Annotated in this window: 25 protein-coding genes; 18 read left to right on the forward strand and 7 right to left on the reverse strand. The window is 58.9% G+C overall.

The window, feature by feature from the left end; all coding sequences use genetic code 11:
* Nucleotides 1-43: 43 nt before the first annotated feature.
* Together AC3CCE_RS24260 and AC3CCE_RS24265 are read left to right on the forward strand one after the other, a co-directional pair.
* Nucleotides 44-1,036, forward strand: coding sequence for a YihY/virulence factor BrkB family protein (locus AC3CCE_RS24260; RefSeq protein WP_352626605.1), 993 nt, complete (start codon nucleotides 44-46; stop codon nucleotides 1,034-1,036).
* 74 nt (nucleotides 1,037-1,110) lie between these two features.
* Nucleotides 1,111-1,407 (forward strand): hypothetical protein, encoded by a 297-nt coding sequence (locus AC3CCE_RS24265; protein WP_352626603.1) that lies wholly within the window; start codon nucleotides 1,111-1,113, stop codon nucleotides 1,405-1,407.
* A gap of 91 nt (nucleotides 1,408-1,498) precedes the next feature.
* Here the strand turns inward: AC3CCE_RS24265 and AC3CCE_RS24270 are convergent, their stop codons facing one another.
* Nucleotides 1,499-2,899 carry a phospholipase D family protein gene (locus tag AC3CCE_RS24270; RefSeq protein WP_352626601.1) on the reverse strand — a complete coding sequence of 467 codons (1,401 nt, stop codon included), beginning with the start codon at nucleotides 2,897-2,899 and terminating at the stop codon, nucleotides 1,499-1,501.
* Nucleotides 2,900-3,322: 423 nt separating this feature from the next.
* Here AC3CCE_RS24270 and AC3CCE_RS24275 point away from each other — a divergent pair, with 423 nt between their 5' ends.
* The 4 genes from AC3CCE_RS24275 (at nucleotide 3,323) to xth (ending at nucleotide 5,123) form a co-directional block, all read left to right on the forward strand.
* On the forward strand, nucleotides 3,323-3,850 hold the full coding sequence (locus AC3CCE_RS24275) for a YciE/YciF ferroxidase family protein (protein ID WP_023681150.1): 528 nt from the start codon (nucleotides 3,323-3,325) through the stop codon (nucleotides 3,848-3,850).
* 63 nt (nucleotides 3,851-3,913) lie between these two features.
* Complete coding sequence (locus AC3CCE_RS24280; RefSeq protein ID WP_155923313.1) at nucleotides 3,914-4,069, forward strand: hypothetical protein; 156 nt, start codon at nucleotides 3,914-3,916, stop codon at nucleotides 4,067-4,069.
* Nucleotides 4,066-4,278 carry a hypothetical protein gene (locus AC3CCE_RS24285; protein WP_245270903.1) on the forward strand — a complete coding sequence of 71 codons (213 nt, stop codon included), beginning with the start codon at nucleotides 4,066-4,068 and terminating at the stop codon, nucleotides 4,276-4,278. The genes AC3CCE_RS24280 and AC3CCE_RS24285 overlap by 4 nt, the downstream gene beginning before the upstream one ends.
* A 68-nt stretch (nucleotides 4,279-4,346) precedes the next feature.
* On the forward strand, nucleotides 4,347-5,123 hold the full coding sequence (gene xth / locus AC3CCE_RS24290) for an exodeoxyribonuclease III (RefSeq protein WP_352626598.1): 777 nt from the start codon (nucleotides 4,347-4,349) through the stop codon (nucleotides 5,121-5,123).
* A gap of 102 nt (nucleotides 5,124-5,225) precedes the next feature.
* Here xth and AC3CCE_RS24295 read toward each other — a convergent pair whose 3' ends face one another.
* Nucleotides 5,226-5,372, reverse strand: a complete 147-nt coding sequence (locus AC3CCE_RS24295) for a hypothetical protein (protein WP_352626596.1) — start codon at nucleotides 5,370-5,372, stop codon at nucleotides 5,226-5,228.
* Nucleotides 5,373-5,395: 23 nt separating this feature from the next.
* Here AC3CCE_RS24295 and AC3CCE_RS24300 point away from each other — a divergent pair, with 23 nt between their 5' ends.
* Nucleotides 5,396-5,809 (forward strand): hypothetical protein, encoded by a 414-nt coding sequence (locus AC3CCE_RS24300; protein WP_352626595.1) that lies wholly within the window; start codon nucleotides 5,396-5,398, stop codon nucleotides 5,807-5,809.
* Nucleotides 5,810-5,824: 15 nt separating this feature from the next.
* Nucleotides 5,825-6,121, forward strand: a complete 297-nt coding sequence (locus tag AC3CCE_RS24305; RefSeq protein WP_352626593.1) for a SemiSWEET family sugar transporter — start codon at nucleotides 5,825-5,827, stop codon at nucleotides 6,119-6,121.
* Between the two features lies 1 nt (nucleotide 6,122).
* On the opposite strand, the gene AC3CCE_RS24310 is transcribed toward AC3CCE_RS24305, so the two are convergent.
* Together AC3CCE_RS24310 and AC3CCE_RS24315 are read right to left on the reverse strand one after the other, a co-directional pair.
* Nucleotides 6,123-6,722, reverse strand: a complete 600-nt coding sequence (locus tag AC3CCE_RS24310; RefSeq protein WP_023741827.1) for a cupin — start codon at nucleotides 6,720-6,722, stop codon at nucleotides 6,123-6,125.
* Nucleotides 6,723-6,762: 40 nt separating this feature from the next.
* A complete protein-coding gene (locus tag AC3CCE_RS24315; RefSeq protein WP_023712198.1) occupies nucleotides 6,763-7,272 on the reverse strand; it encodes a pyridoxamine 5'-phosphate oxidase family protein in 510 nt (169 codons plus the stop codon).
* Between the two features lie 137 nt (nucleotides 7,273-7,409).
* On the opposite strand from AC3CCE_RS24315, the gene AC3CCE_RS24320 reads away from it, so the two are divergent.
* Nucleotides 7,410-7,589: a hypothetical protein gene (locus tag AC3CCE_RS24320; protein WP_023712199.1), complete on the forward strand. Its 180-nt coding sequence runs from the start codon at nucleotides 7,410-7,412 to the stop codon at nucleotides 7,587-7,589.
* 184 nt (nucleotides 7,590-7,773) lie between these two features.
* Here the strand turns inward: AC3CCE_RS24320 and AC3CCE_RS24325 are convergent, their stop codons facing one another.
* Nucleotides 7,774-8,691 carry a glycoside hydrolase family protein gene (locus AC3CCE_RS24325; protein WP_023691417.1) on the reverse strand — a complete coding sequence of 306 codons (918 nt, stop codon included), beginning with the start codon at nucleotides 8,689-8,691 and terminating at the stop codon, nucleotides 7,774-7,776.
* Nucleotides 8,692-9,044: 353 nt separating this feature from the next.
* On the opposite strand from AC3CCE_RS24325, the gene AC3CCE_RS24330 reads away from it, so the two are divergent.
* The 3 genes from AC3CCE_RS24330 to AC3CCE_RS24340 are packed head-to-tail and all read left to right on the forward strand — an operon-like array spanning nucleotide 9,045 to nucleotide 11,931.
* A complete protein-coding gene (locus tag AC3CCE_RS24330; protein WP_023704621.1) occupies nucleotides 9,045-10,217 on the forward strand; it encodes a glycosyltransferase family protein in 1,173 nt (390 codons plus the stop codon).
* A 2-nt stretch (nucleotides 10,218-10,219) separates the two neighbouring features.
* Nucleotides 10,220-11,362, forward strand: a complete 1,143-nt coding sequence (glf, locus tag AC3CCE_RS24335; protein ID WP_023668033.1) for a UDP-galactopyranose mutase — start codon at nucleotides 10,220-10,222, stop codon at nucleotides 11,360-11,362.
* Between the two features lie 47 nt (nucleotides 11,363-11,409).
* Nucleotides 11,410-11,931 carry a ferritin-like domain-containing protein gene (locus AC3CCE_RS24340; RefSeq protein ID WP_023687824.1) on the forward strand — a complete coding sequence of 174 codons (522 nt, stop codon included), beginning with the start codon at nucleotides 11,410-11,412 and terminating at the stop codon, nucleotides 11,929-11,931.
* Nucleotides 11,932-12,000: 69 nt separating this feature from the next.
* Here AC3CCE_RS24340 and AC3CCE_RS24345 read toward each other — a convergent pair whose 3' ends face one another.
* A complete protein-coding gene (locus AC3CCE_RS24345; RefSeq protein WP_023668031.1) occupies nucleotides 12,001-13,158 on the reverse strand; it encodes a hypothetical protein in 1,158 nt (385 codons plus the stop codon).
* 299 nt (nucleotides 13,159-13,457) lie between these two features.
* Here AC3CCE_RS24345 and AC3CCE_RS24350 point away from each other — a divergent pair, with 299 nt between their 5' ends.
* From AC3CCE_RS24350 to cyoD, 5 genes are all read left to right on the forward strand, one after another.
* The gene (locus tag AC3CCE_RS24350) at nucleotides 13,458-14,348 is read left to right on the forward strand and encodes an MBL fold metallo-hydrolase (protein WP_023668030.1); all 891 of its coding nucleotides are present in this window, start codon (nucleotides 13,458-13,460) and stop codon (nucleotides 14,346-14,348) included.
* A 197-nt stretch (nucleotides 14,349-14,545) separates the two neighbouring features.
* Nucleotides 14,546-15,511 (forward strand): ubiquinol oxidase subunit II, encoded by a 966-nt coding sequence (gene cyoA / locus AC3CCE_RS24355; RefSeq protein ID WP_084627195.1) that lies wholly within the window; start codon nucleotides 14,546-14,548, stop codon nucleotides 15,509-15,511.
* 2 nt (nucleotides 15,512-15,513) lie between these two features.
* Nucleotides 15,514-17,514: a cytochrome o ubiquinol oxidase subunit I gene (cyoB, locus tag AC3CCE_RS24360; protein ID WP_488377217.1), complete on the forward strand. Its 2,001-nt coding sequence runs from the start codon at nucleotides 15,514-15,516 to the stop codon at nucleotides 17,512-17,514.
* Nucleotides 17,511-18,197 (forward strand): cytochrome (ubi)quinol oxidase subunit III, encoded by a 687-nt coding sequence (locus tag AC3CCE_RS24365; protein WP_023668027.1) that lies wholly within the window; start codon nucleotides 17,511-17,513, stop codon nucleotides 18,195-18,197. Before cyoB ends, AC3CCE_RS24365 begins: the two co-directional genes overlap by 4 nt.
* Nucleotides 18,194-18,604, forward strand: coding sequence for a cytochrome o ubiquinol oxidase subunit IV (gene cyoD, locus AC3CCE_RS24370; protein WP_488362033.1), 411 nt, complete (start codon nucleotides 18,194-18,196; stop codon nucleotides 18,602-18,604). Before AC3CCE_RS24365 ends, cyoD begins: the two co-directional genes overlap by 4 nt.
* A gap of 201 nt (nucleotides 18,605-18,805) precedes the next feature.
* Here the strand turns inward: cyoD and AC3CCE_RS24375 are convergent, their stop codons facing one another.
* Entirely contained in the window at nucleotides 18,806-19,696 is an 891-nt protein-coding gene (locus AC3CCE_RS24375; protein WP_023752165.1) for a LysR family transcriptional regulator, read from the reverse strand.
* Nucleotides 19,697-19,847: 151 nt separating this feature from the next.
* Here AC3CCE_RS24375 and AC3CCE_RS24380 point away from each other — a divergent pair, with 151 nt between their 5' ends.
* A complete protein-coding gene (locus AC3CCE_RS24380) occupies nucleotides 19,848-20,231 on the forward strand; it encodes a DUF1330 domain-containing protein (RefSeq protein WP_023748057.1) in 384 nt (127 codons plus the stop codon).
* The last annotated feature ends 59 nt before the right edge of the window (nucleotides 20,232-20,290 follow it).

Consider the following 20,290-nt stretch of genomic DNA (forward strand, 5'->3'; position numbering starts at 1 on the left):
GCCCACAGCACTAGGTTACTCGTTGAGGCAAAAGGAATTCCCCATGCGGGTGGCACGCGAAGCCTGGGTTCTTGGCAAGGAGAGCATCCTCGGATTCATCAACGACAATGCCCTCAGCCACGGTGCGGCGATGGCATTCTATGCCGTTACGTCCCTGGCCCCGATCTTGTTGATCGTTGTTGCGATTGCTGGACTTGTCTTTGGGCATGAAGCAGCTCAACTCGCTCTGTCGGCCGAAATCGCAGGCGTGATGGGATCGCAAACCGGCGACCTTCTGCGCAGCACCATTGAAAGCGCTTCTCACAGAACCGCCGGCACTGTTGCCACTTTGGTGGGCATTGTCACCCTCTTCGTGACAGCCTCAGGGGTGTTTGGCGAAATGCAGCTTTCGCTCAACACAATCTGGAAGATTGAGCCACCACCCATGTCTGTGTCGCGATTGGTGCGGGCGCGGGCGGCCAGCCTGGGTCTGGTTGCAGCGTTGGGATTTCTACTGCTTGTGTCGTTGGCGGCGAGTGCCGCCATTTCCGCGCTTGGCGCTGTCATCAACGCCCATCTGCCGTTCGGCACGATCATTCTCGCGTCGATAAACGGCATTGTATCATTCGTGCTGATTTCCGCTCTGTTTGCCGCGATCTTCAAGATCCTGCCGGACCGGTCGCTCGCTTGGCGCGATGTCACAATTGGCGCGGCAGTGACCGCTTTGCTCTTCACCATCGGCAAGTCGCTGATTGGCTGGTATATCGGAACCAGCGCGATCGCATCCTCCTATGGCGCGGCGGGTGCACTGCTGGTCGTACTGCTTTGGGTTTACTATTCGTCTGAGATATTCCTGCTCGGCGCCGAGTTCACGCGAGCCTATTCCGTCCGTCTCGGCAGTCGGTCCGACCTTCAACCAATAGTGGAGGCAGAGAGCCCGTCGCGACAGACATCGAACCTTGGACCAACCATCCAGCGCGAGGTGCAGGCCTGGATTGTGATCACGGGTTTGCTGACCTTCGTGGCGACACGGGTCTGGCCATCGCGGCGATCTTAGCTGCTTCCCACCAATTCTGTTTCTTTGGAACGCAACCCGGACACCGGAATTGCATTAGGAACAGGAGGTTGCCCATGCCGAAATTTCGCTTTGAGACGACAGTATCCGGCCAGACTACCGCTCTCGAGGAAGAGCTAGCCAGCGCGGAGATGGCCAGTCCGAGAGCAATAGAGATGGCAGGCGTGGCAATGGCGGCGGACCCTGGGTCAGGTACCAAGCAATCGGGATCGACTATCAAGGTCTACGATGAAGCCGGATATCTGGTCGCCACGGTCAATTTTTCCGATGTGTTGTCGAGTGATCCGGACGCCGGACATCATGGGACTGGCGACGCGGTTGTCGAAGAACCGGGCGTGATGCGGTCTGGCTGACCCGTGGTAGATCAGGGTTTCACGTTTCGCTCACGCGATCCCCGGCAGGGCAATTTGCTGAGATCGCGAGGTCCTCGGCCATCGTCGGATGCTAGAGCTGAGATTCGATCGGGAGGTGACGGACGAAGACCGCCAGGATACGGCGAAAAAATCCGGCTTCTGGTTCATGCGTATAGTCCTGAATCTTGCCTTCGCCGCATCCATGCCAATGCAGAACATTGTGCTTCAGTTCGAGCCGATAGCTTGTTTCCGGAGATATTTCCGATTGGAATCGATGCCGCAGCTCGGCGACCATTTTCGGATCCTCAAACAGAACGCCCATTTCCGAATTCAAGGACACTGACCGTGGATCGAAATTGAAGGAACCAACAAAGCCGATATTGTCGTCGACGGTGAAAGCTTTCGTATGCAGACTGGCGCCCTTCGAGCCAAACACCGAGATTGCCGAGCGCCGGTTGAACGGCTGAAGCTCGAAAATTTTGACGCCATTCCTCAGCAGCCGCTTGCGATAGTTTGCGTAAGCGCCATGGACTGCGGCGACGTCCGTGGCGGCCAGGGAATTGGTCAGAACCGAAACGTCAACACCGGCGCCGACAAGGTCCAGCAAGATCGCTGTGCCCCTTTTGCCGGGGATGAAATAGGGCGACACAATTTCCAGACACCCGCGGGTGGATTGGATGATGGGACGCAGCTCTTTCATAAGCCAGCTGCGACGTCTCCAACCACGAACCTTCTCCGGCGGATCGGAAATGACCCGCACGCCATCCACCCAATGAACGTCGTTGCTGGCCGCAATAAACTCTGTGATCGAGCCCCGGTTGCCGATGCCGTTCAGGAATTTGGGATCGGGGCCGGTATCGCTTCCTTCAAGCCATTTGGCATGCTCATGCTCAGCCACTGATCCCAAGGTTTTGATTGGCTTGGCTTCATTGCAAGCCCAGAAGGCATCGAATATCGCCGCGGTTTGCCGTACCGCAGGCCCCAGGAGCAGCAGATCGAGGTCCCGGAAATTGGTTTCTGCCGCATCGAAATAGGCATCGCCAACATTCCGACCGCCGACAATGGCAAATTTGTCGTCGACGATCCAAGCCTTGTTGTGCATCCGTCGCGTCAATGCAAAGAGCCGCAACAGCACTTCCACACCACGCATGATCTGGCCGCGCCTGATACCGCTCGGATTGAACAACTTCAGTTCGATGTTTGGATGGTGGTTCAGCGCCAGATATGCCGCATCATTTTTGCGCGGATTGACGTCGTCAAGGAGCATGCGCACCCGAACACCGCGCTCAGCAGCTCGAAAAACCTCGCGAAGCAGCAAGCGGCCGGTGTGGTCATCATGCCAAAGGTAATACATCAGGTCGAGACTGCGCTCAGCGCTCCTTGCCGCCAGCACGCGCACGGCGAAAGCGTCATAATTGTCCGAGACAAGCAGCAAGCCGCTCTTGCCGGCCTTGATGTTGTGGTCTGCGGTTCGCGAAAGCGATACGTCCATGAAAATTGCCACCTTTGGACGGCGCTCGCGCCATCCCGCTTAAATCATAGCTAGAACCATTCTGAGGTATTCTGGTTGCATACGCAGCGTCCAATCACCCAATTCCTGGATGCAAGCGGGGCCCAGCAATCAAGCGGCTGCAGAGCGGTAAGGAGGCTTGAGAGGCGTTGCCCCGACTGCTCTGCTGCCGCCGCGGAACTTGCTTCTCCTGCAGTCCCAGGCCCTCAGACCGCACGACCGTTGGCGGGAGCCCGATGGCGTGCGCCCCGCCGCGGCTCTTCGACGAGAATGACGTGGTCGTTGTTCTCAGTGAAGCGCAGGACCCTTTAAATTTAGATATCTCCATTATCCCGGAACCGGGTTCGGGTTTCCGAGTTAAGAAAATGCTCGCGACGGGCAATTTTCAACAGAGGAGACGGCACAATGCCCACTGCCAAGAAAGCCAATGGCAACAACAAGGACCTGGAGGACCTTTTCCTCGATGGCCTCAAAGACATCTACTATGCCGAGAAGAAAATTCTGAAAGCCTTGCCGAAGATGGCCAAAGGCGCATCCGAAGAGCAAGTTTCGGCAGCATTCGAGAAGCACCTCGCTGAAACCGAGGGGCAGGTCGAACGTCTGGAGGAGGTCTTCGAGATTCTCGGCGCGGCCGCGCGCGGCAAAACCTGCCCGGCGATCGACGGCATCCTGGAGGAAGGATCTGAAATCCTTCAGGAGTACAAGGGTTCGACTTCGCTCGATGCAGGGCTCGTCGGTGCCGCGCAAGCCGTGGAGCACTATGAGATCGCCAGGTATGGAACCCTGATTGCCTGGGCTACGACGCTCGGCAAGGATGACGTGGTTGCGCTCCTCAATGCGACACTCGAGGAGGAGAAGGCCACCGACGAGGCGTTGACTGCCCTCGGTGAAGCCGGCGTCAACGAACGAGCGGCAGAACGGAAAGCGGCTTGATTGATCGCCTACCCAACCGCCTCGGCGACCCATGTGCCGAGGCGGTCCCGGGAGATGAAGGACATGATCACGCATATCTACAAAGGACTGGAATGTTTCCTGCTTGAGTGTTCGGCCGCGCTGGTCAGGCGCCGCGCCCTTGGCGGTTCGCGCAGCGATCCTCGGCAGTTGCGAGAACAGCGCAGAGATGAGTTCAGGGCCCGCAAAGTCGCCGAATGAGCGCCAAGATGGAGAGTCGGATGGGCTTCTTTGGAAAATATTTCTCAGGACTGTTGAGCAAGAAATCGGCTGACGGCAAGGGGAGCGGCGATATGCGTAAAGCTACCGGCGCGGGTCCGGCGATTGCCGCGCATTCCAAAGATGCAAAGACATCTGCTGCTTCCGGTCAAAGCACCAATGCTTCGAGCAAAAATGCAGATGGACGATGACAAAAGGCAAGATTTGGCTACCGACTCTATGTCGCATCGAAGCGGCGCAAAGACGTTAAATCGTCGAGATGACCCGCATCGCAACCTTCAACGTCAATGGCGTCAACGGCCGACTGCCAGTGCTTCTCAAGTGGCTTGGCGAAACCGGCTATGACATCGTCTGCCTTCAAGAACTGAAGACCTCTGACGAAAAATTTCCCGTCGACGCGATTAGAAACGCCGGCTATGGCGCAATCTGGCACGGACAGAAGTCCTACAATGGCGTGGCAATCCTCGCTCGCGGGATTGAGCCGCTGGAACGTCGTCGAGGTCTGCCGGGCGATCCCGACGATTCGCACAGCCGCTACATCGAGGCAGATGTGAATGGGCTTGTTGTCGGCTGCCTGTATTTGCCCAATGGCAATCCAGCGCCGGGGCCGAAGTTCGACTACAAACTTCGCTGGTTCCAACGTTTGATCACCTATGGCCAGGTGCTGCTCGGCGATAGCTCACCGACCATCCTTTGCGGCGACTATAACGTCGTTCCAGGCTCGATCGACGCGGCGGTGCCGGGGCGCTGGGTTGGCGATGCCGTTTACTTCCCTGAGAGCCGGAGCGGGTACGCCGAAATGCTTGCTCAGGGCTGGATTGATGCCGTCCGTCGCATTCATCCAGAAAAGGGAATTTACACCTATTGGAACTTCTCCTACCGCGGCGGGTACGATCGGAGTTCCGGGCTCCGGATGGACCATCTCTTGCTAAGTTCATCCCTATTGGATCGCCTGAAGAATGCCGGAGTAGATGCCGAAACGCGTGCATGGGACAAGCCGAGCGATCATGCGCCAGCCTGGATAGAACTTGATTGAGCTTCCTCGGCAAGGAGCCTGAAGAACCTGATGGCGCTCGTTCGTGATTAGATTTGGCCGCATGTCTATTGCCAGCAATGAGGACTGCCGGCGCCAAGCGATTCAGAGGACGCGATCATGACAAACACTCAAAAGGAAGCTGAACTGATTGCGCGCCTTGCACGCCAGCATGGCGTCACCGATGGCGCTGTCATGGCTGTCCTTGAGGCGTTGCGGCGTTGTGGTGGAACCATGGCCCAGTTCAGCCACGTCGACTTCGGAGGAATGTCACAATGGTCCTCGGCATGACGATGGTCGGCGACATGTTCAACGACAGCCTCAAGGCGACGCTCAACGCTATCGCGGCGGAGCTCTCGGCCTACTTGCGCGAACATCCCGCCAAGCCACAACGCGACGACACGAATGTGAGCTATCGTTCTTCAGCTATGGCCCACGCCGGCTCATGGTGGCCTGAGGAGCTTGGGAGCCCGTCTGCCGCTGGTTCTCAAAACAATATGCGCTACGCAGCGTTTCCTGAGCAAAGCCGCGTGGTCATCGACGATCATGGAAAGATGGAGATTTATGACACAGGCGACCATCGCATATCCGGTGTTTCGCAGAGCCAGAGCACGGCCTCCACCCTGACCTTTGTCAGCCAGCACGGCGTGGTCCGCGTATCTGATCTCAAGCGCGTATCTGCGACGTAGGTCAGGGCCGCTTCCATGCAGACAGTCACGCTCGTCGGCTATCTCGCGACCGTCTGCTCAATGAGCAGTTTCACGCCGCAAGCCTGGAAAATCATCAGGACACGAGAGACAAGCGGCATCTCCGCACCGACGTATGCCATCACTGTGTTGGGGTTCGCCTTGTGGCTGGCCTTCGGCATCATGAAGGCAGAGTGGCCGATCATAATCACGAATGGCGTTTGTCTCCTGCTGTCAGCGTTCATTCTCACAATGACAGTCCTGCCGCAGGCTGAGAAAGAGGCGGTTGCCAAGGCTTTCGACCCCGACGACTAAATTAGCGCTTCCAACTTTTCAGCAGCGGACCTTGGCTACCATATGCAGGATCCTTGCGCGGACGCCCCACCCTGGGGATCGTTGCGAGCGCATCGCTATGCTGATCCTTGCTCCTACATTCGTCATAAGTCCCAAACGGAGGATACGCGCCGACAACCAAAAAGTCATCGGATGCCGAGAGACATTGGTGCCCGGTGCCTGCCGGGAGGACCGCGACGTCGCCAGCCTTCAGCGACAGCGTTCGTCCTTTCTTGCCCCCAAACCGGACTTCAGCATTTCCGCGGGCAATGCCCAGAACCTCGTGTATTTGCGAATGATAGTGAACGTAATCATAGATGCCGTTTCGCCAGCTATCGCCCCATCCGTTTGCATCGAAAAGCACCTCCATGACGGCTGCTGGATCAAGTCCTTCGGGCAATTCGACGGCGCCTCGATAAACGACGAGCGGCCATGCTGGATGATTGGGTACAAGTCCATCATCCTTGAACCAGAACTCATTCGACTTTCGCTGCCTCACAAATCCGGCGACAGCTTGCTTGCGCGGTCTTGCGAAACCGGTGACGTTCTCGATCACTTTCTTGCTGGTTTCCAAAATGCTCATCGACGCTGCCTCTAAAGCAGAGGTTAGTTTAGCCGCTCGCTCAGAGCTCGACCTTTGCGTTGTCGCCCACATTCGGCTTGGCGCCGGTAACGGCCGCAAACACCATCGTTGCGGTAGCCATCATTAGCCCCGGGCTGTCCCACAATTCGCCTTCGTCGGGTTTGACCGTTATCAGACGAATCTCGGGATCATCGGCATTATCCCACCAGGCTGAGTCAGTTTTCTCCCAGAGCTCGGCGATCTTTTCCCTGTCATTTGTCACTGTGGCCGGGCCTGACATCGTGACGTATTTGTAGTGGCTGTTGTCACTCCAGGCCAATGTGACCTTTGGATAGGTCGACAGCTGCTTGCTCTTGGCGCTGTCGTCATTGACGAGGAAGTATATGGCGTTTTCCTCACGGACCACACGCGCAGATAGCGGACGGGCTCGATTGTACTCGCCGTCCCAGGTCACAAACATGCAGACGTCGATGTCCTCGGCGAGTTCCCAGATGCGGTCTGTTGCCTCGGCGGGCGTGAGGTCCGTCTGCTGCTCTCGGCGGTTAGCCATACGCGTCCTCCTGCGGGTGAATATCCTCGCTTACAACTCACGTCCCGCCACGACGTTCCGACTCACTGGGTCCTTCGGCTTGCTAAAGCGGTGGAACTTTCGAAATTGCCGGAAGTTTGGATGGTAAACGCGAGGCCATGATGGCGGACAAGACGCTTCGAACATCAAGACGGACACCCGAGCAGGACGCTAAGGGTCAGTCGGAAAAGGACCACAAGGGCGGCGGAAACGATGGCGTCGCCAGCGCCGATCCGCGGGTGATCTCCGGCAAAAAAGACGGCGACGCGACATTCCCTGTCAAGGGACCGAAGAAATAGCTATGAGCCCATTAGTCGGGCATCTGGCGGTGTCATCGATGCGCGGAGACAATTGACGAACGGGCTGAAATCATTTCGCGATGACACTTTGCTACCGTCACCGACGCGGATCACCTTCAACCCTCAGGAGTTTCATGGCCGCATGGCGCGCATCCGCCTGAAGGCGCTAATGGCAGCCTGGAAATCACGCGACCTTTGAAAAGAGAGCGACGTCGCATCTGGCTAAACCATAGCGCCATCGGTGATCGGTTGTTGCAACCCGACTCTGGTAGAACAGTGAAAGCTGACTGCCATCGATCATCACTGTCGAGTGGCCGTTCTCGCCCGGTTGACCTGGCTCCAACACCGGGCCGATCGAAACGTAAGGACCGCTGACCTCGTCGGCGATGGCAAAAAACACCCGTTGCCGGTTTCCCCGAAGGCCGTCCGGAAGAAAGCACGTGGCATTGAGAAGCACCCGGCCGTCCGGCAATTCGATCAGTTGCGCGCCCTCAATGCCCCATTCGTAGTCGGGATCATCTCTGGTGTTATGGTGGGGAACATCGTTGTGGTCGAGGATTTTGCCGATCCGCTTCCACGGACCGAACCACGAGTCGGACTGGCTACGTGCCAGATAGATGTCGGGCTGAGGCACCCTGGTGAATTTTGGCATAGCCGAATAAACCAGGTAGCGCCCACCGCCAATGACTGCCGGATGCGGATCGTAAATGCCGTCCTCTTCCGTGTCCGGGATGGCCAGAATGGCCGGACTGAGGACTACCCAATGGAACCCGTCGTTGGAAACCGCATGCTCGCAACGGCCACCCGACTTCATGAATTCCGTCTGGATGAACATGTGGAAGACGCCGCACTCGTGGGTCACACCGGGAGCCGCAACACCAGTACCGTTGATTGGAAGTTCGATCGGCTCATGCTCGGCCCACGGCCCATAAAGATCGGGCGCCGTGGCATGCAAGATTCTCCACGTCTCGGTGGTGACCGTGCCGCTTGACCCGAAGACGTGCCAGACACGGCCATCAAAGACAGGACACGGGTCCTTGAGATCATCCACGCTTTGCGGATGAAACAGTGGAAAAACGTTGGTTTCAAAGTTGATGTTCATGTCAGCCCCGGAATTCGCCTCGGCAGTCGGAGACGCGCAGAGATACAGGCGAATCATTGATGTTAGGCACATTCTATAGCCAACGAGTTGAACGCAAATACGGCAATGCCGCTGTCCACCAGCATTCGTCGTTCAACCACGCTTTCAGTGGCGGCCGGGTCCCGACAGCCGCCCTCGCCTACGCAACCAGATCCCGCTTCGTGCGTGGACCAAGCGGGCGACCGGGCCTTCTTCATTTCAGTTGGAACAACTCACCTGATCGAAAGTTAGGAGCTGGAACTAAGTAGTTCTCTCCATTCGCGATTAACAAATGTTAATCGTAACATAAATAGTGTCACAGAGGGAGTATGTCAATGGAAGCGGCCTTTGGCGGGGTAACCGGCAGTCAATATGTTCGTCGCGAAAATATACTGGTTTGCTTCTCCCACTTACGATGGAATTTTGTTCACCAGCGTCCGCAGCATCTCCTCACTCTCGCATCCGCTCAGCAGCGAGTGGTCTACTTTGAAGAACCCGTTTTCGAAGAATTGCCGCAGCCGCTGATGCGGACGAGCGTGGCATCGGAAAACATTCTGATTGTCACACCAGTGCTGCCGCTTGGCACGTCGGCCGCGAAAGCAGATGCCGTCCAGCGGAGATTTGTGCAGCAGACCATCGCTTCTATGCCGCATAGCCGGCTGATCGCCTGGTACTACACCCCAATGGCTCTTCGCTTTACGGAATTCCTCGACCCAGACATATGCGTCTATGACTGCATGGACGAACTCTCTGCGTTCAGGAATGCGCCCCCCGAGCTGGGCCAGATGGAAAAGGCGCTTCTGCGCCGCGCGGATCTGGTTTTCACCGGTGGTCTAAGCTTGTTCGAGACCAAGCGTCACCTCCATCCCGCCATCTTTCCATTTCCGAGCAGCATCGATGTGAGGCACTTTCACACCGCAAGACGGCCAGGAAGGGACCCAGCCGACCAGGCGGGCATTCCTTCCCCGAGGGTTGGATATTTCGGCGTCATCGACGAGCGGCTGGACGTCGATCTCGTGGCGCTAGCGGCAAAGACAATGCCGGACGTGCATTTCGTCATGCTCGGTCCGGTTGTCAAGATCGACCCTGCAAGCCTGCCGCAAGCCGAAAACCTGCATTGGCTTGGCCCGAAAGCCTACTGCGATCTGCCCGACTATTTGCGCCATTGGGACGCCGGATGGATGCCGTTTGCCCTCAACGAGGCGACGCGTTTCATCAGCCCGACCAAGACGCCGGAATTTCTCGCGGCGGGTCTGCCGGTGATCTCGACGGCAATCGTCGACGTGGTGCGCAGTTACGGTGCTGCCGGGCTGGTGGAAATCGCCGACTGTGACGATCTGGAAATCAAGCTGCGCTCCGTCCTTTCGCGACCGCGTCAGATGCTCCTGCAGCAAGTCGATGCCTATCTTGCGGACATGTCCTGGGAACGGACATGGAATGCCATGGCAGCTCACATTGAGCGCGCCTACCAACGCAAGAAGGTCGTGCCCCTTCGCAGGAGTGCATAGCCATGTTCGATTGGCTGATCGTCGGCGCGGGTTTCGCCGGCAGTGTGCTTGCCGAACGGATAGCGTCGCAGCGTCAGGAAAGCGTTTTGCTGATCGATCGCCGCAGCCATGTGGGAGGCAACGCCTACGACTGCTACAATGAAGCCGGCATCCTCATCCATCGCTACGGCCCGCACATCTTCCACACCAACAGCCAAACGATCGTGGACCACCTTTCGCAGTTCACGCAATGGCGGCCGTACGAGCACAGGGTGTTGGCGGCCGTGGACGGGCAACTGGTTCCCATCCCGATCAATCTCGACACCATCAACCGGCTTTACGGGCTAGACCTGACCTCGGCACAGCTGGAGGATTTCTTCGCGTCGCGACGCGAAACGGTGGAGGATGTCCGAACGGCTGAGGACGTCGTCGTCAGCACCGTGGGGCGCGAGCTCTATGAAAAATTCTTCCGCGGCTACACAAGAAAGCAATGGGGCGTCGATCCCAGTCAGCTGAGCAAATCCGTGACGGCACGAGTGCCGACCAGGACCAACCGTGACGACCGCTATTTCAGCGACAGCTTCCAGAAAATGCCGGCCGGCGGGTACACGCGGATGTTCGAACGCATGCTCGATCATCCGAACATCAAGATCATGCTGCAGACCGACTTCCGTGAAATTCGTGAGAAGATACCGTTCAGGCGCATGGTTTATACCGGCCCGATCGATGAATATTTCGGCTGGCAGCTCGGGCACCTTCCGTACCGTTCGCTTCGTTTCGAGCACGTTACACTGGATTGCGAGCAATTTCAGCCGGTTGCCGTGGTCAATTATCCCCAGACGGAAGATTACACGCGCATTACCGAGTACAAACATCTGACCGGCCAGCAGAGTTCGCGGACCAGCCTGACCTACGAATACCCCACGGACATCGGGGACCCGTACTATCCCGTGCCCCGGCCCGAAAACGAAGTGCTCTACAAGCGCTATGAAGCGCTCGCGGCAAGCTGCCCAGACGTCTGGTTTGTCGGTCGGCTTGCAACTTACCGCTATTACAACATGGACCAGGTAGTCGGACAGGCTCTGGCCACTTTCTCGCGCATCCAAAAAAGCCTCCCGGCCTGGGCGCGCACGGACGAGCCGTTGTTGGCCGAGCCGAGAAGATAGTTTCTTTCAAGACGGAAGATCGGGCGGGTATCAGAAGGAGAAACTCGATGGATACAAACTTCAACTCGGAAAGCCGTGAGATATTTATCGTCGGCTTGCGCAACGCGCACGCCATGGAAAATCAAGCGCTGTCGATCATGAAGCCTCAGGTCGAGCGTATAGAGAACTATCCGGAGGTGGCCGATCGCTTGCGCCGGCACATTCAGGAAACCGAAGGCCAGATCACGAGACTCGAGTCCGTCCTGGAGGGCCTTGGCGAGGAGCACTCCACCCTCAAGGACACTGCCTTGTCGATGGTTGGCAGCGTGGCCGCCATTGGACATTCGATGGCCGGCGACGAGATCATCAAGAACAGCCTGGCGAATTTCGCATTCGAGAACTACGAGATCGCTGCCTACAATTCGCTGCTGGTACTGGCCGACGCCGGGGGCTTCCAGGATGCTGAAAGGGCCCTCAAGCAGAACCTGAACGAAGAGGAAGCCATGGCCAACTGGCTCAAGGAAAATCTGAGCGACGTTACCATGCGATATGCCAGGCTGCGCGAGGCTGGGGCGACTGCAAAAAGCTGATGCACCGCACCGGCGCGGGCGGCGTTTCGAGACAGACGCTCGCCCGCCCCTCCCTCGTTTTAGGCCTCTTCAAGGTGTCGTGTCCGCCACGAGAAGACCTTGCTGACGGGCCAGTTCATCTGCTGTGGGTTTGCGCAGGTGTCGCCTGCCGTCAGCCTGGATGACGGAAAACAAACCGACCTCGGCATGTCGCGAATTGTCCCAGCCCGGGTAGGCCGTTATCGGGTACAGGCAAATACCCTCGATCGGCGCTCCGAGACTGATTGCGGAACGCACCTCGTCGCAGACATAATGGAGCCAAGCCGGCCCGCCGGATCCCTCGGAGCCGGTCTCCGCAATGAACATCGGCTTGCCGTATCGATGAGCAACTTCTAGCAACATTTCCGACAGGGCGCGGTACTCGTGGTGTCCCATCGGAATCGTCGGCCCGTTTACGTACCATTGATTGTGCGGATAAAAATTCAAGCCCACGACATCGACAACATCTTCGCTCCCGCCCAACTCAGGTTCGACGCGGCCCAGCAACATGTCGTAAGCTTCGAACTGCCCCTGTCGGGCGTTTTCGGCCCGGCGCCGTTCGCTGCGGGTTCGGTCGCGAGGGGCGATATGGATAAGCGGCTCGGCCCAGACAAATCTGCAGGCGGGGTCGATCTCCCGCATTGCACGAACACCCGCGATGGCGGCCTTCACGAGGTGCCGCTTGAACCATCCACGTTTGTTCGGCCCCACGCGCGGGAAATAGCCGACCTCAACAGCCCATGCGAAAAAGGAGATTTCGTTGATGGGACACAACAGAGGCGATGTTCCGGTGATCGAACGGTGTACCTTGACGGCTTCTGCCGCGAACGAGGCATAGGCGTCGATGAAATGCAGCGAGCCCTGATCGACATGGTCCGGAGATCCGTAGTGAAAGATGTCCCAGATTACCTGAACACCTGCCGATCGGGCTGCCTCCACCATTGGCGCCCAACTTGACCAGTCATAGGTTCCGGGAGCGGTTTCGATCAAATGCCAACGCAGGCCGTCGCGGATGGTGCGAAGGCCGAGTTCGGCGCAGCCGCGGTAGTCGCCCAGGGCATGCAAATTATGCGAGGTCGCACGAATAAGATCGAGGCGAACGCCGTCCTTGCGCCGGTGCGAGGAGCATTCAAAGCCTGCCATGAAAAAACTGGCGAAGCGCGAAGCTTCCGGAACCGAGGCCTCCGTCTGGCGTCCCACTTCGCTCATTTTTCGAAGTCTCCTTTGGGCAATCGGCTTCGAACTCGGCCGCCTTGTCCGGACCGGGAACCGCGTTGGCGAAATACCGAATTCAGTCGGGCGCGCCCCATGTTCGTTGCTCAGTCCAGCTCGTCCTTGCGTGGCCGGGTAGTGCCGAACCCATTGGTAGAGCCTTTGTTCCGGTGGTGAACTGTCCGGGCGCCGCGTGCAAATGAGGAACAAGGAGGCCCGTCCCAAGTTCGGGGCGATGTACAGCCGCCGTCATCCACTCGAGCGGCTGCTCGGCAACAACAGAGGCATGGGATCACATGACCGTTCAGATTCGACTTTCCGAGATCGACCACGCCAGGCGCGAGGATCGTGGCGACGGCGCTTGGAGCATCGCACCGGACCTGGGTTACTTGCGGCTAGCAATCGTCAATGTCGTGTTCTTCGGCGCACCGGGCAGCGGAGATCGGAACTGGGTGCTGATCGATACCGGGTTGCCGACGTCTCGCAGCAGCATTCTAGCGGTCGCGGAAAAGCGGTTCGGCGTTAACGCACGGCCGGCTGCAATCATCCTGACCCATGGCCATTTCGACCATGTGGGAACGGTTCTAGAACTCGCAAATGGCTGGGACGTGCCTGTCTTCGCCCATCCACTCGAGCACCCCTATTTGGACGGAACCACATCCTATCCGCCACCGGATCCCTGGGTTGGGGGTGGACTGATGGCGCTGCTTTCACCGCTTTTTCCACGCGGGCCAATCGATCTTGGCAGCCGTTTGCAACCCTTGCCCGCCGATGGATCGATCCCCGGAATGCCCGGATGGCAATGGCTGCACACACCCGGACATGCCCCTGGGCATATCTCGCTCTGGCGCGAGCAAGACCGCTCGCTCATTGTAGGAGACGCTTTCATCACCACCGGTCAGGAGTCGGTCTATGAAGTCGCCATTCAGGATCTCGAGATGCACGGTCCGCCGCGCTATTTCACGCCAGACTGGGATGCAGCGGAAAGGTCCGTGAAGCATCTGGCTGCCTTGGGTCCCCAGATGGTCATCAGTGGACACGGTGCGGCTGCTGCGGGAGTGGGCATGCGGCAGGCTCTCGATAACCTGGCTGAGCGATTCAGGGTATTCGCCGTCCCGCCGAAATTGAAATTCGTGCGCGAGCCAGCGTCGCCGATAGCTAGGCCAATCGAGCCGCCATCGTTCTGAAATTATGGTCGGATTGGCCAACGCGGGACCATCGGACAGAGTAACTCGGTCCAGCGGAACAAACCCGGCCGGCGACAGTTGGGGCACTCGCTCAGGGGGCGACACCCTGCGAAGTGCCGCGAGGTTCCGCGCCATGGGGAGGCTCAGATGGAAACCCGATGAACGCATGCCCCTAGCACGCGTTCCCGCAAAGAGAGATTGCAGAGCCGGTGTTGTTGCCATCCAGCCCTAAGTTGACACGCCAACTGCTCTGGATCCTCGGAGGCGCATTCTTGCCCGGTTGCGCGGGGGGAGTGCTCGATCCCCAAGGACCAATTGGCGTCGGCAATCGCACGATCCTTTTGAACTCGCTGGCGGTGATGCTGGTGATCGTTGTTCCCACGCTTGTTGCACTTCTGGCATTCGCCTGGAAGTTCCGCGCCTCGAACAGCAACGCCCGCTATAACCCGGAGTTCACCTATTCGGGACGCGTGGAGTTGATCGTCTGGTCGATCCCGACGCTCACCATCCTGTTCATTGGCGGTCTGATCTACTACGGATCGTATCAGCTCGATCCGCGCAAACCGATCCCTTCTAGCCAGCCGCCGCTCGACATTCAGGTGGTGGCGCTCGACTGGAAATGGCTGTTCCTCTATCCCGAGCAGGGCGTGGGCGCTGTCAATCAACTGGTTATCCCCGCCGGTGTTCCAGTGCGTTTCAAGTTGACCTCGGCCAGCGTGATGAACACGTTCTTCGTGCCCCAGCTTGGCAGCATGGTCTACGTCATGAACGGCATGCAGACCGAATTGCATCTGCAGGCCGACCGCGAGGGCAGCTTTTTCGGCCAGTCGGCGCACTTCAGCGGCGACGGCTTCTCGGATATGAATTTCAGTGTGAGCGCGGTTTCAGCCGATGCCTTCACCCGCTGGGCGTCATCGCTGCGTGGCGGGGGCGGCGTGCTCAACGCCAACGCCTATCGCGAACTCGCCCGGCAAAGCACAAATGTGGCGCCGGCTTCCTTCGGTCATGTCCAGCCTGGGCTGTTCGAAGCGGTCGTTCAGCAGACGCTCCCACCGGGTCCGGGGCCTGCTGAGAGCGCAGCCAGCGGCGAGCCACAGGTGAGCCCAAGGGCATTACCCGCGGCGGCGGCAACGATGACCCATCATCCACAAGGCGCAGAATGACGTTGCTGGGCAAGCTCGACTGGTCGGCCGTTCCTTTCGATCAACCTATCCCCCTCGGCGCAGCCCTTGGCGTCTTTCTGGCAGCAGCCGCCGTGCTTGGCTGGATAACGGTGAAGGGCTACTGGCCATATCTGTGGAGCGAGTGGATAAGCTCGGTCGACCACAAGCGCATCGGCGTGATGTACATTGTGCTGGCGATGCTCATGCTTCTTCGTGGTTTTATCGATGCTATCATGATGCGCACACAACAGGTGCTGGCGATTTACGGGCCGGGCTACCTCCCGCCGGAGCATTACGACCAGATCTTTTCCGCGCACGGCACGATCATGATCTTCTTCGCCGCGATGCCGTTCATGATCGGCCTGATGAATTTCGTCGTGCCGCTGCAGCTTGGCGTACGCGATGTCGCTTTTCCGACGCTCAATTCCGTCAGCTTCTGGCTGACGGCTTCCGGAGCCCTGCTGGTCAACATCTCGCTTGTGGTCGGCGAGTTCGCGCGCACCGGCTGGCTGCCCTATGCCCCTTTGTCGGAAACCGCCTACTCGCCGGGCGTCGGTGTCGATTATTATCTGTGGGCGATCCAGATCTCCGGCGTCGGCACGCTGCTCACCGGCGTCAACCTGGTGACGACCATCCTCAAGATGCGGGCGCCGGGAATGGGCTATCTGCGAATGCCGATGTTCTGCTGGACCTCGCTCGCGTCCAACCTGCTCATTGTCGCAGCCTTCCCGATCCTTACCGCCACGCTCGCAATGCTGACGCTGGACCGGTATCTCGGCTTCCACTTCTTCACCAACGAAGCTGGTGGAAATCAGATGATGTTCGTCAACCTGATCTGGGCGTGGGGCCATCCCGAAGTATACATCCTGGTGCTTCCCGCCTTCGGAATCTTTTCCGAGATTTTCTCGACTTTTTCATCGAAGCCGCTGTTCGGATACCGTTCGATGGTCGCGGCCACGATGTTCATCTGCATCGTCTCGTTCATGGTCTGGCTGCATCACTTCTTCACCATGGGTGCCGGAGCGGACGTTAATGCCGCCTTCGGCATCGCCACGTCGGTCATTGCCGTGGGAACCGGTGTGAAAATCTACAACTGGCTCTTCACCATGTATGGCGGGCGCGTTCGTTTCGACACGCCGATGCTTTGGGCATTGGCTTTCGTGACCACCTTCACCGTCGGCGGCATGACTGGCGTCCTGCTTGCCGTCCCGCCGGCCGACTTCGTGCTACACAATTCGCTTTTCCTCGTCGCGCATTTCCATAACGTCATCATCTCGGGCGTGTTGTTTGGAGCATTCGCCGGCTTCACCTACTGGTTCCCCAAGGCGTTCGGTTTCCGTTTGCACGAAGGCTGGGGAAAGGCGGCATTTTGGGTCACCTTGGCCGGCTACATGCTGGTCTTCGTACCGCTCTATATTGTCGGTCTGCTCGGCATGACGCGGCGCCTGCAACATATCGATATGGACCTTTGGGCACCGTGGCTGGTGGTGGCCGCTTTCGGCGTGGTGGTGATGATCGCCGGCGCGGCGCTGCAGATCACACAGCTTTTCGTTTCGGTCCGGCATCGCGACAAGTTTCGCGACGAAACCGGCGACCCGTGGGACGGGCGTTCGCTGGAGTGGTCGACATCTTCTCCTCCTCCTGTCTTCAATTATGCACGGCTGCCTCACGTGGAAGACGAAGAGCCCTACTGGAGCATCAAGCAACGAGGGATCGAACAGAGCTCGGACGAGGAAAAGGCATATGAGCCGATCGAGATGCCTCGCAACAGCCCGACTGGCTTCGTCACCGCCTTCTTCAGCACACTGATCGGCTTCGCGCTGATCTGGCATATATGGTGGCTGGCGATCGTCGGCTTCATCGGCGCCTACGCAACCTTCGTCGTATTCGCCTGGCGCGATCATGGAGACTACGAGATCCCTGTCGACGAGGTCGCCCGCATCGATCATGACCACAAGGCAGCCCAGTTTGCCTGGCTGCGCGGGTGGGAGCGCCCGGCATGAGCGATCACGCATTCTCCGGCGACATCAGCGCCGGCACCCAGGCACGGGACCCGTATCGGCTTAATCACACCGGTCGGCATGCGGTGCGCTCTGCGACGGGCCACGGAGAAGGCGGCCCGGCCTCAAAGTTCGTCACGGTGACCTACGGCTTCTGGATCTTTCTCCTGTCCGACATCATCATGTTCTCGGCATTTTTCGCCACCTACGCCGTGCTCGCCAAGGCAACCGCCGGCGGACCGACAGGCAAGGATCTGTTCGAACCGACACGGGTTGCGGTCCAGACGGGCCTTCTGCTCACTTCGAGCTTCACCGGCGGCGTGGCAACACTCGCCACCCGTCGCAGATCAATGGCTGCCACGCAGTTCTGGCTTCTCGTCACGGGGTTGCTCGGGGCAGCGTTCCTGTTCCTGGAACTACAGGAGTTCGCGGCAATGATCGGCGAGCAGGCAGGCCCCTCGCGCAGCGCATTTCTTTCTGCCTTCTTTGCGCTCGTTGGCTGCCACGGTGCCCACGTCGGTCTCGGCCTGCTCTGGCTGGGAACGATGATGGCGCAGCTGTGGGTCAAGGGCTTTCGGCCCGACATCTTGCGGCGGCTCCACTGCTTCGGGCTCTTCTGGCACGCCCTCGACATCATCTGGGTTGCCATCTTCACCCTGGTCTATCTGCTGGGAGCATCGTCATGACCGAGTTCGAGAGCAAGACCGGCGAGTTGCAGGACCGCCGCGATTTAGCGCCGGGCGAGGAACACATAAGCGAGCACGAAACGGCTGGGGGCCTCTCGGGCTATGTGCTCGGCTTCGGCCTGGCTATCCTGCTCACGATCGCGTCATTCCTGGCGGCGCGAACCGACCTGATTTACCAGCCCGCGGTCATCTCGGCCCTGGTGGTGCTCGCCGTTGCGCAGATGGGCGTGCATCTTGTCTTCTTTCTGCACCTGACCACCGGGCCGGACAACACCAACAACATCCTGGCGCTGGCCTTCGGCGTGCTGATCGTCGCGCTGGTGGTTCTGGGCTCTATCTGGATCATGGCCCATCTGAATGAAAACATGGCTGCCATGACACCCCATCAAGCCGGAACCATGCCTTGAACGCTCCCCGCGAACGCACGGCCGCCCGCAGCGCAGCATTCGCACCGATGGCCCGAGCCAAGCTGCGGCGGCAACGCTGAGATGATACTAGGCAGTGAACTCTGGGATCGGTGGGAAACGGGCGCTCCGGACTTCCTGTACTGGGCGGCTTTGATAGGCGCCATGGTCGTCGAGGTCTGGCGATCCTTATTTCAATCGCACTCAGTCGCGGTAGCGCAGCCTTTCCAGCGCGAGTGCGAAAGCCGGCGAGTGTTGGCGCCGGCTTGGATAATACAGGTGATATCCCGGCCGAAGGGGGCACCAGTCCTCAAGAACGCGCACTAGGCGACCCTGTTCGAGTAGGTAGGTCACTAGATCCTCGGGCAGATAGGCGAGCCCGAACCCTTCAAGGCTGGCCTGGCAGATCATCGCGAGGGTGTTGAAGGCGGCGTGTCCGTGAACGCGCACCTTCAATTCCCGCCCCTCCTTGCGAAACTCCCACGGTGCAAAGCCGCCTGTGGGCAGTCGCAGGGGTATGCATGCATGATCGGCAAGATCTTCAGGCGTGACCGGACGGGAGCGGCTTACAAAGTATGAAGGCGCTACCACAACCGCCATGCGGAAGTCTGGCCCAATGCGCGCCGAGATCATGTCCTTATCCACCTGTTCGCCGAGCCGTACACCCGCATCGAAGCGATCGGCCGCAATGTCAGCCAAGCCGTAGTCGTGGATAATCTCGACCCTGATGTCGGGATAGTCGCGCATGAGCCCGACCATGGCGGGCCAGATGATGGTCTCGCCGGCATGCTCCACGGTGGTGATCCGGACTGTACCGGCCGGCTTGTCGCGCAGGGCGCTGAGGGCGGCAATCTCGCTTGCGATCTCATCTAACTTGGGAGCGATGCTTCGAAACAGGCGATCCCCCGCTTCGGTTAGCGAGACGCTGCGGGTCGTGCGGGTCAGCAGCCGAACGCCGAGGCGTTCTTCCATCGTCCGGATCGAATAGCTCAGGGCAGACTGCGACACGCCGAGCATGGCGGCCGCCTTGGTGAAACTGCGCTCGCGGGCGACGGCGATGAAGGTCAGGAAGTCATCCAGACTATCGCGACGCATTCATCAATCCTACTTCTAAGCCCATGCAGATTATACCACCTAATTGCATGTCGCTAAAGGAGCTAACTTCCTGACTCAAGGCCAGACGGTCAACCGGAGCAACTCTCCGCGCAATGCCTACCGTCCCACTGGCCCACTGAAGGAGAACAATATGAAGAAGGTAATCGTGGGCGCGCTCGCCGCCCTCACCATGATCGTGAGCCCGGCCGCCTTTGCTCAGCAAGCGACGGGCGTCGCTCCCCGCGCCTACATGATCGGCAGCTATGACATCAAGGATCAGGCGGTGTTTCAGCAGTACATCGAAGCGGCGTCGCCGCTCGTCACCAAGTATGGCGGCCGCGTGATCGTCTACAATCCCAATGTCACTGCCATCGAAGGAAGCTCGAGATCGGTGATCGCCATCGCCGAGTTCCCGAGCCTTGCTGACGCCAAGCGCTACTACAACTCGCCGGAATACACGGCGGCCCGGCAGTTTTTTACCAGGTCGACCGAAGGATTTCGCATCATCACCGAAGGCGCCGGCCTTCCGCAGTGACGCAGTCCGCCGGCGGATGGATCAACATGGGGATCAGTCCCTGCTGGCCATCGCGTCCA

The organism is Mesorhizobium sp. P160187 (genome assembly GCF_057766425.1).

Excerpts from the sequence above, each read along its gene's own strand:
- AC3CCE_RS24340 (WP_023687824.1), top strand. The coding sequence starts at position 11,410 with ATGGATACAAACTTCAACTCGGAAAGCCGTGAGATATTTATCGTCGGC.
- AC3CCE_RS24285 (WP_245270903.1), top strand. The coding sequence starts at position 4,066 with ATGAGCGCCAAGATGGAGAGTCGGATGGGCTTCTTTGGAAAATATTTC.
- AC3CCE_RS24265 (WP_352626603.1), top strand. The coding sequence starts at position 1,111 with ATGCCGAAATTTCGCTTTGAGACGACAGTATCCGGCCAGACTACCGCT.
- AC3CCE_RS24280 (WP_155923313.1), top strand. The coding sequence starts at position 3,914 with ATGATCACGCATATCTACAAAGGACTGGAATGTTTCCTGCTTGAGTGT.
- AC3CCE_RS24300 (WP_352626595.1), top strand. The coding sequence starts at position 5,396 with ATGGTCCTCGGCATGACGATGGTCGGCGACATGTTCAACGACAGCCTC.
- AC3CCE_RS24350 (WP_023668030.1), top strand. The coding sequence starts at position 13,458 with ATGACCGTTCAGATTCGACTTTCCGAGATCGACCACGCCAGGCGCGAG.
- AC3CCE_RS24320 (WP_023712199.1), top strand. The coding sequence starts at position 7,410 with ATGATGGCGGACAAGACGCTTCGAACATCAAGACGGACACCCGAGCAG.
- AC3CCE_RS24275 (WP_023681150.1), top strand. The coding sequence starts at position 3,323 with ATGCCCACTGCCAAGAAAGCCAATGGCAACAACAAGGACCTGGAGGAC.
- AC3CCE_RS24380 (WP_023748057.1), top strand. The coding sequence starts at position 19,848 with ATGAAGAAGGTAATCGTGGGCGCGCTCGCCGCCCTCACCATGATCGTG.
- AC3CCE_RS24325 (WP_023691417.1), bottom strand. The coding sequence starts at position 8,691 with ATGAACATCAACTTTGAAACCAACGTTTTTCCACTGTTTCATCCGCAA.
- AC3CCE_RS24270 (WP_352626601.1), bottom strand. The coding sequence starts at position 2,899 with ATGGACGTATCGCTTTCGCGAACCGCAGACCACAACATCAAGGCCGGC.
- cyoD (WP_488362033.1), top strand. The coding sequence starts at position 18,194 with ATGACCGAGTTCGAGAGCAAGACCGGCGAGTTGCAGGACCGCCGCGAT.
- AC3CCE_RS24315 (WP_023712198.1), bottom strand. The coding sequence starts at position 7,272 with ATGGCTAACCGCCGAGAGCAGCAGACGGACCTCACGCCCGCCGAGGCA.
- AC3CCE_RS24365 (WP_023668027.1), top strand. The coding sequence starts at position 17,511 with ATGAGCGATCACGCATTCTCCGGCGACATCAGCGCCGGCACCCAGGCA.
- glf (WP_023668033.1), top strand. The coding sequence starts at position 10,220 with ATGTTCGATTGGCTGATCGTCGGCGCGGGTTTCGCCGGCAGTGTGCTT.
- AC3CCE_RS24310 (WP_023741827.1), bottom strand. The coding sequence starts at position 6,722 with ATGAGCATTTTGGAAACCAGCAAGAAAGTGATCGAGAACGTCACCGGT.
- AC3CCE_RS24305 (WP_352626593.1), top strand. The coding sequence starts at position 5,825 with ATGCAGACAGTCACGCTCGTCGGCTATCTCGCGACCGTCTGCTCAATG.
- AC3CCE_RS24375 (WP_023752165.1), bottom strand. The coding sequence starts at position 19,696 with ATGCGTCGCGATAGTCTGGATGACTTCCTGACCTTCATCGCCGTCGCC.
- AC3CCE_RS24260 (WP_352626605.1), top strand. The coding sequence starts at position 44 with ATGCGGGTGGCACGCGAAGCCTGGGTTCTTGGCAAGGAGAGCATCCTC.
- AC3CCE_RS24345 (WP_023668031.1), bottom strand. The coding sequence starts at position 13,158 with ATGAGCGAAGTGGGACGCCAGACGGAGGCCTCGGTTCCGGAAGCTTCG.
- AC3CCE_RS24330 (WP_023704621.1), top strand. The coding sequence starts at position 9,045 with ATGGAAGCGGCCTTTGGCGGGGTAACCGGCAGTCAATATGTTCGTCGC.
- xth (WP_352626598.1), top strand. The coding sequence starts at position 4,347 with ATGACCCGCATCGCAACCTTCAACGTCAATGGCGTCAACGGCCGACTG.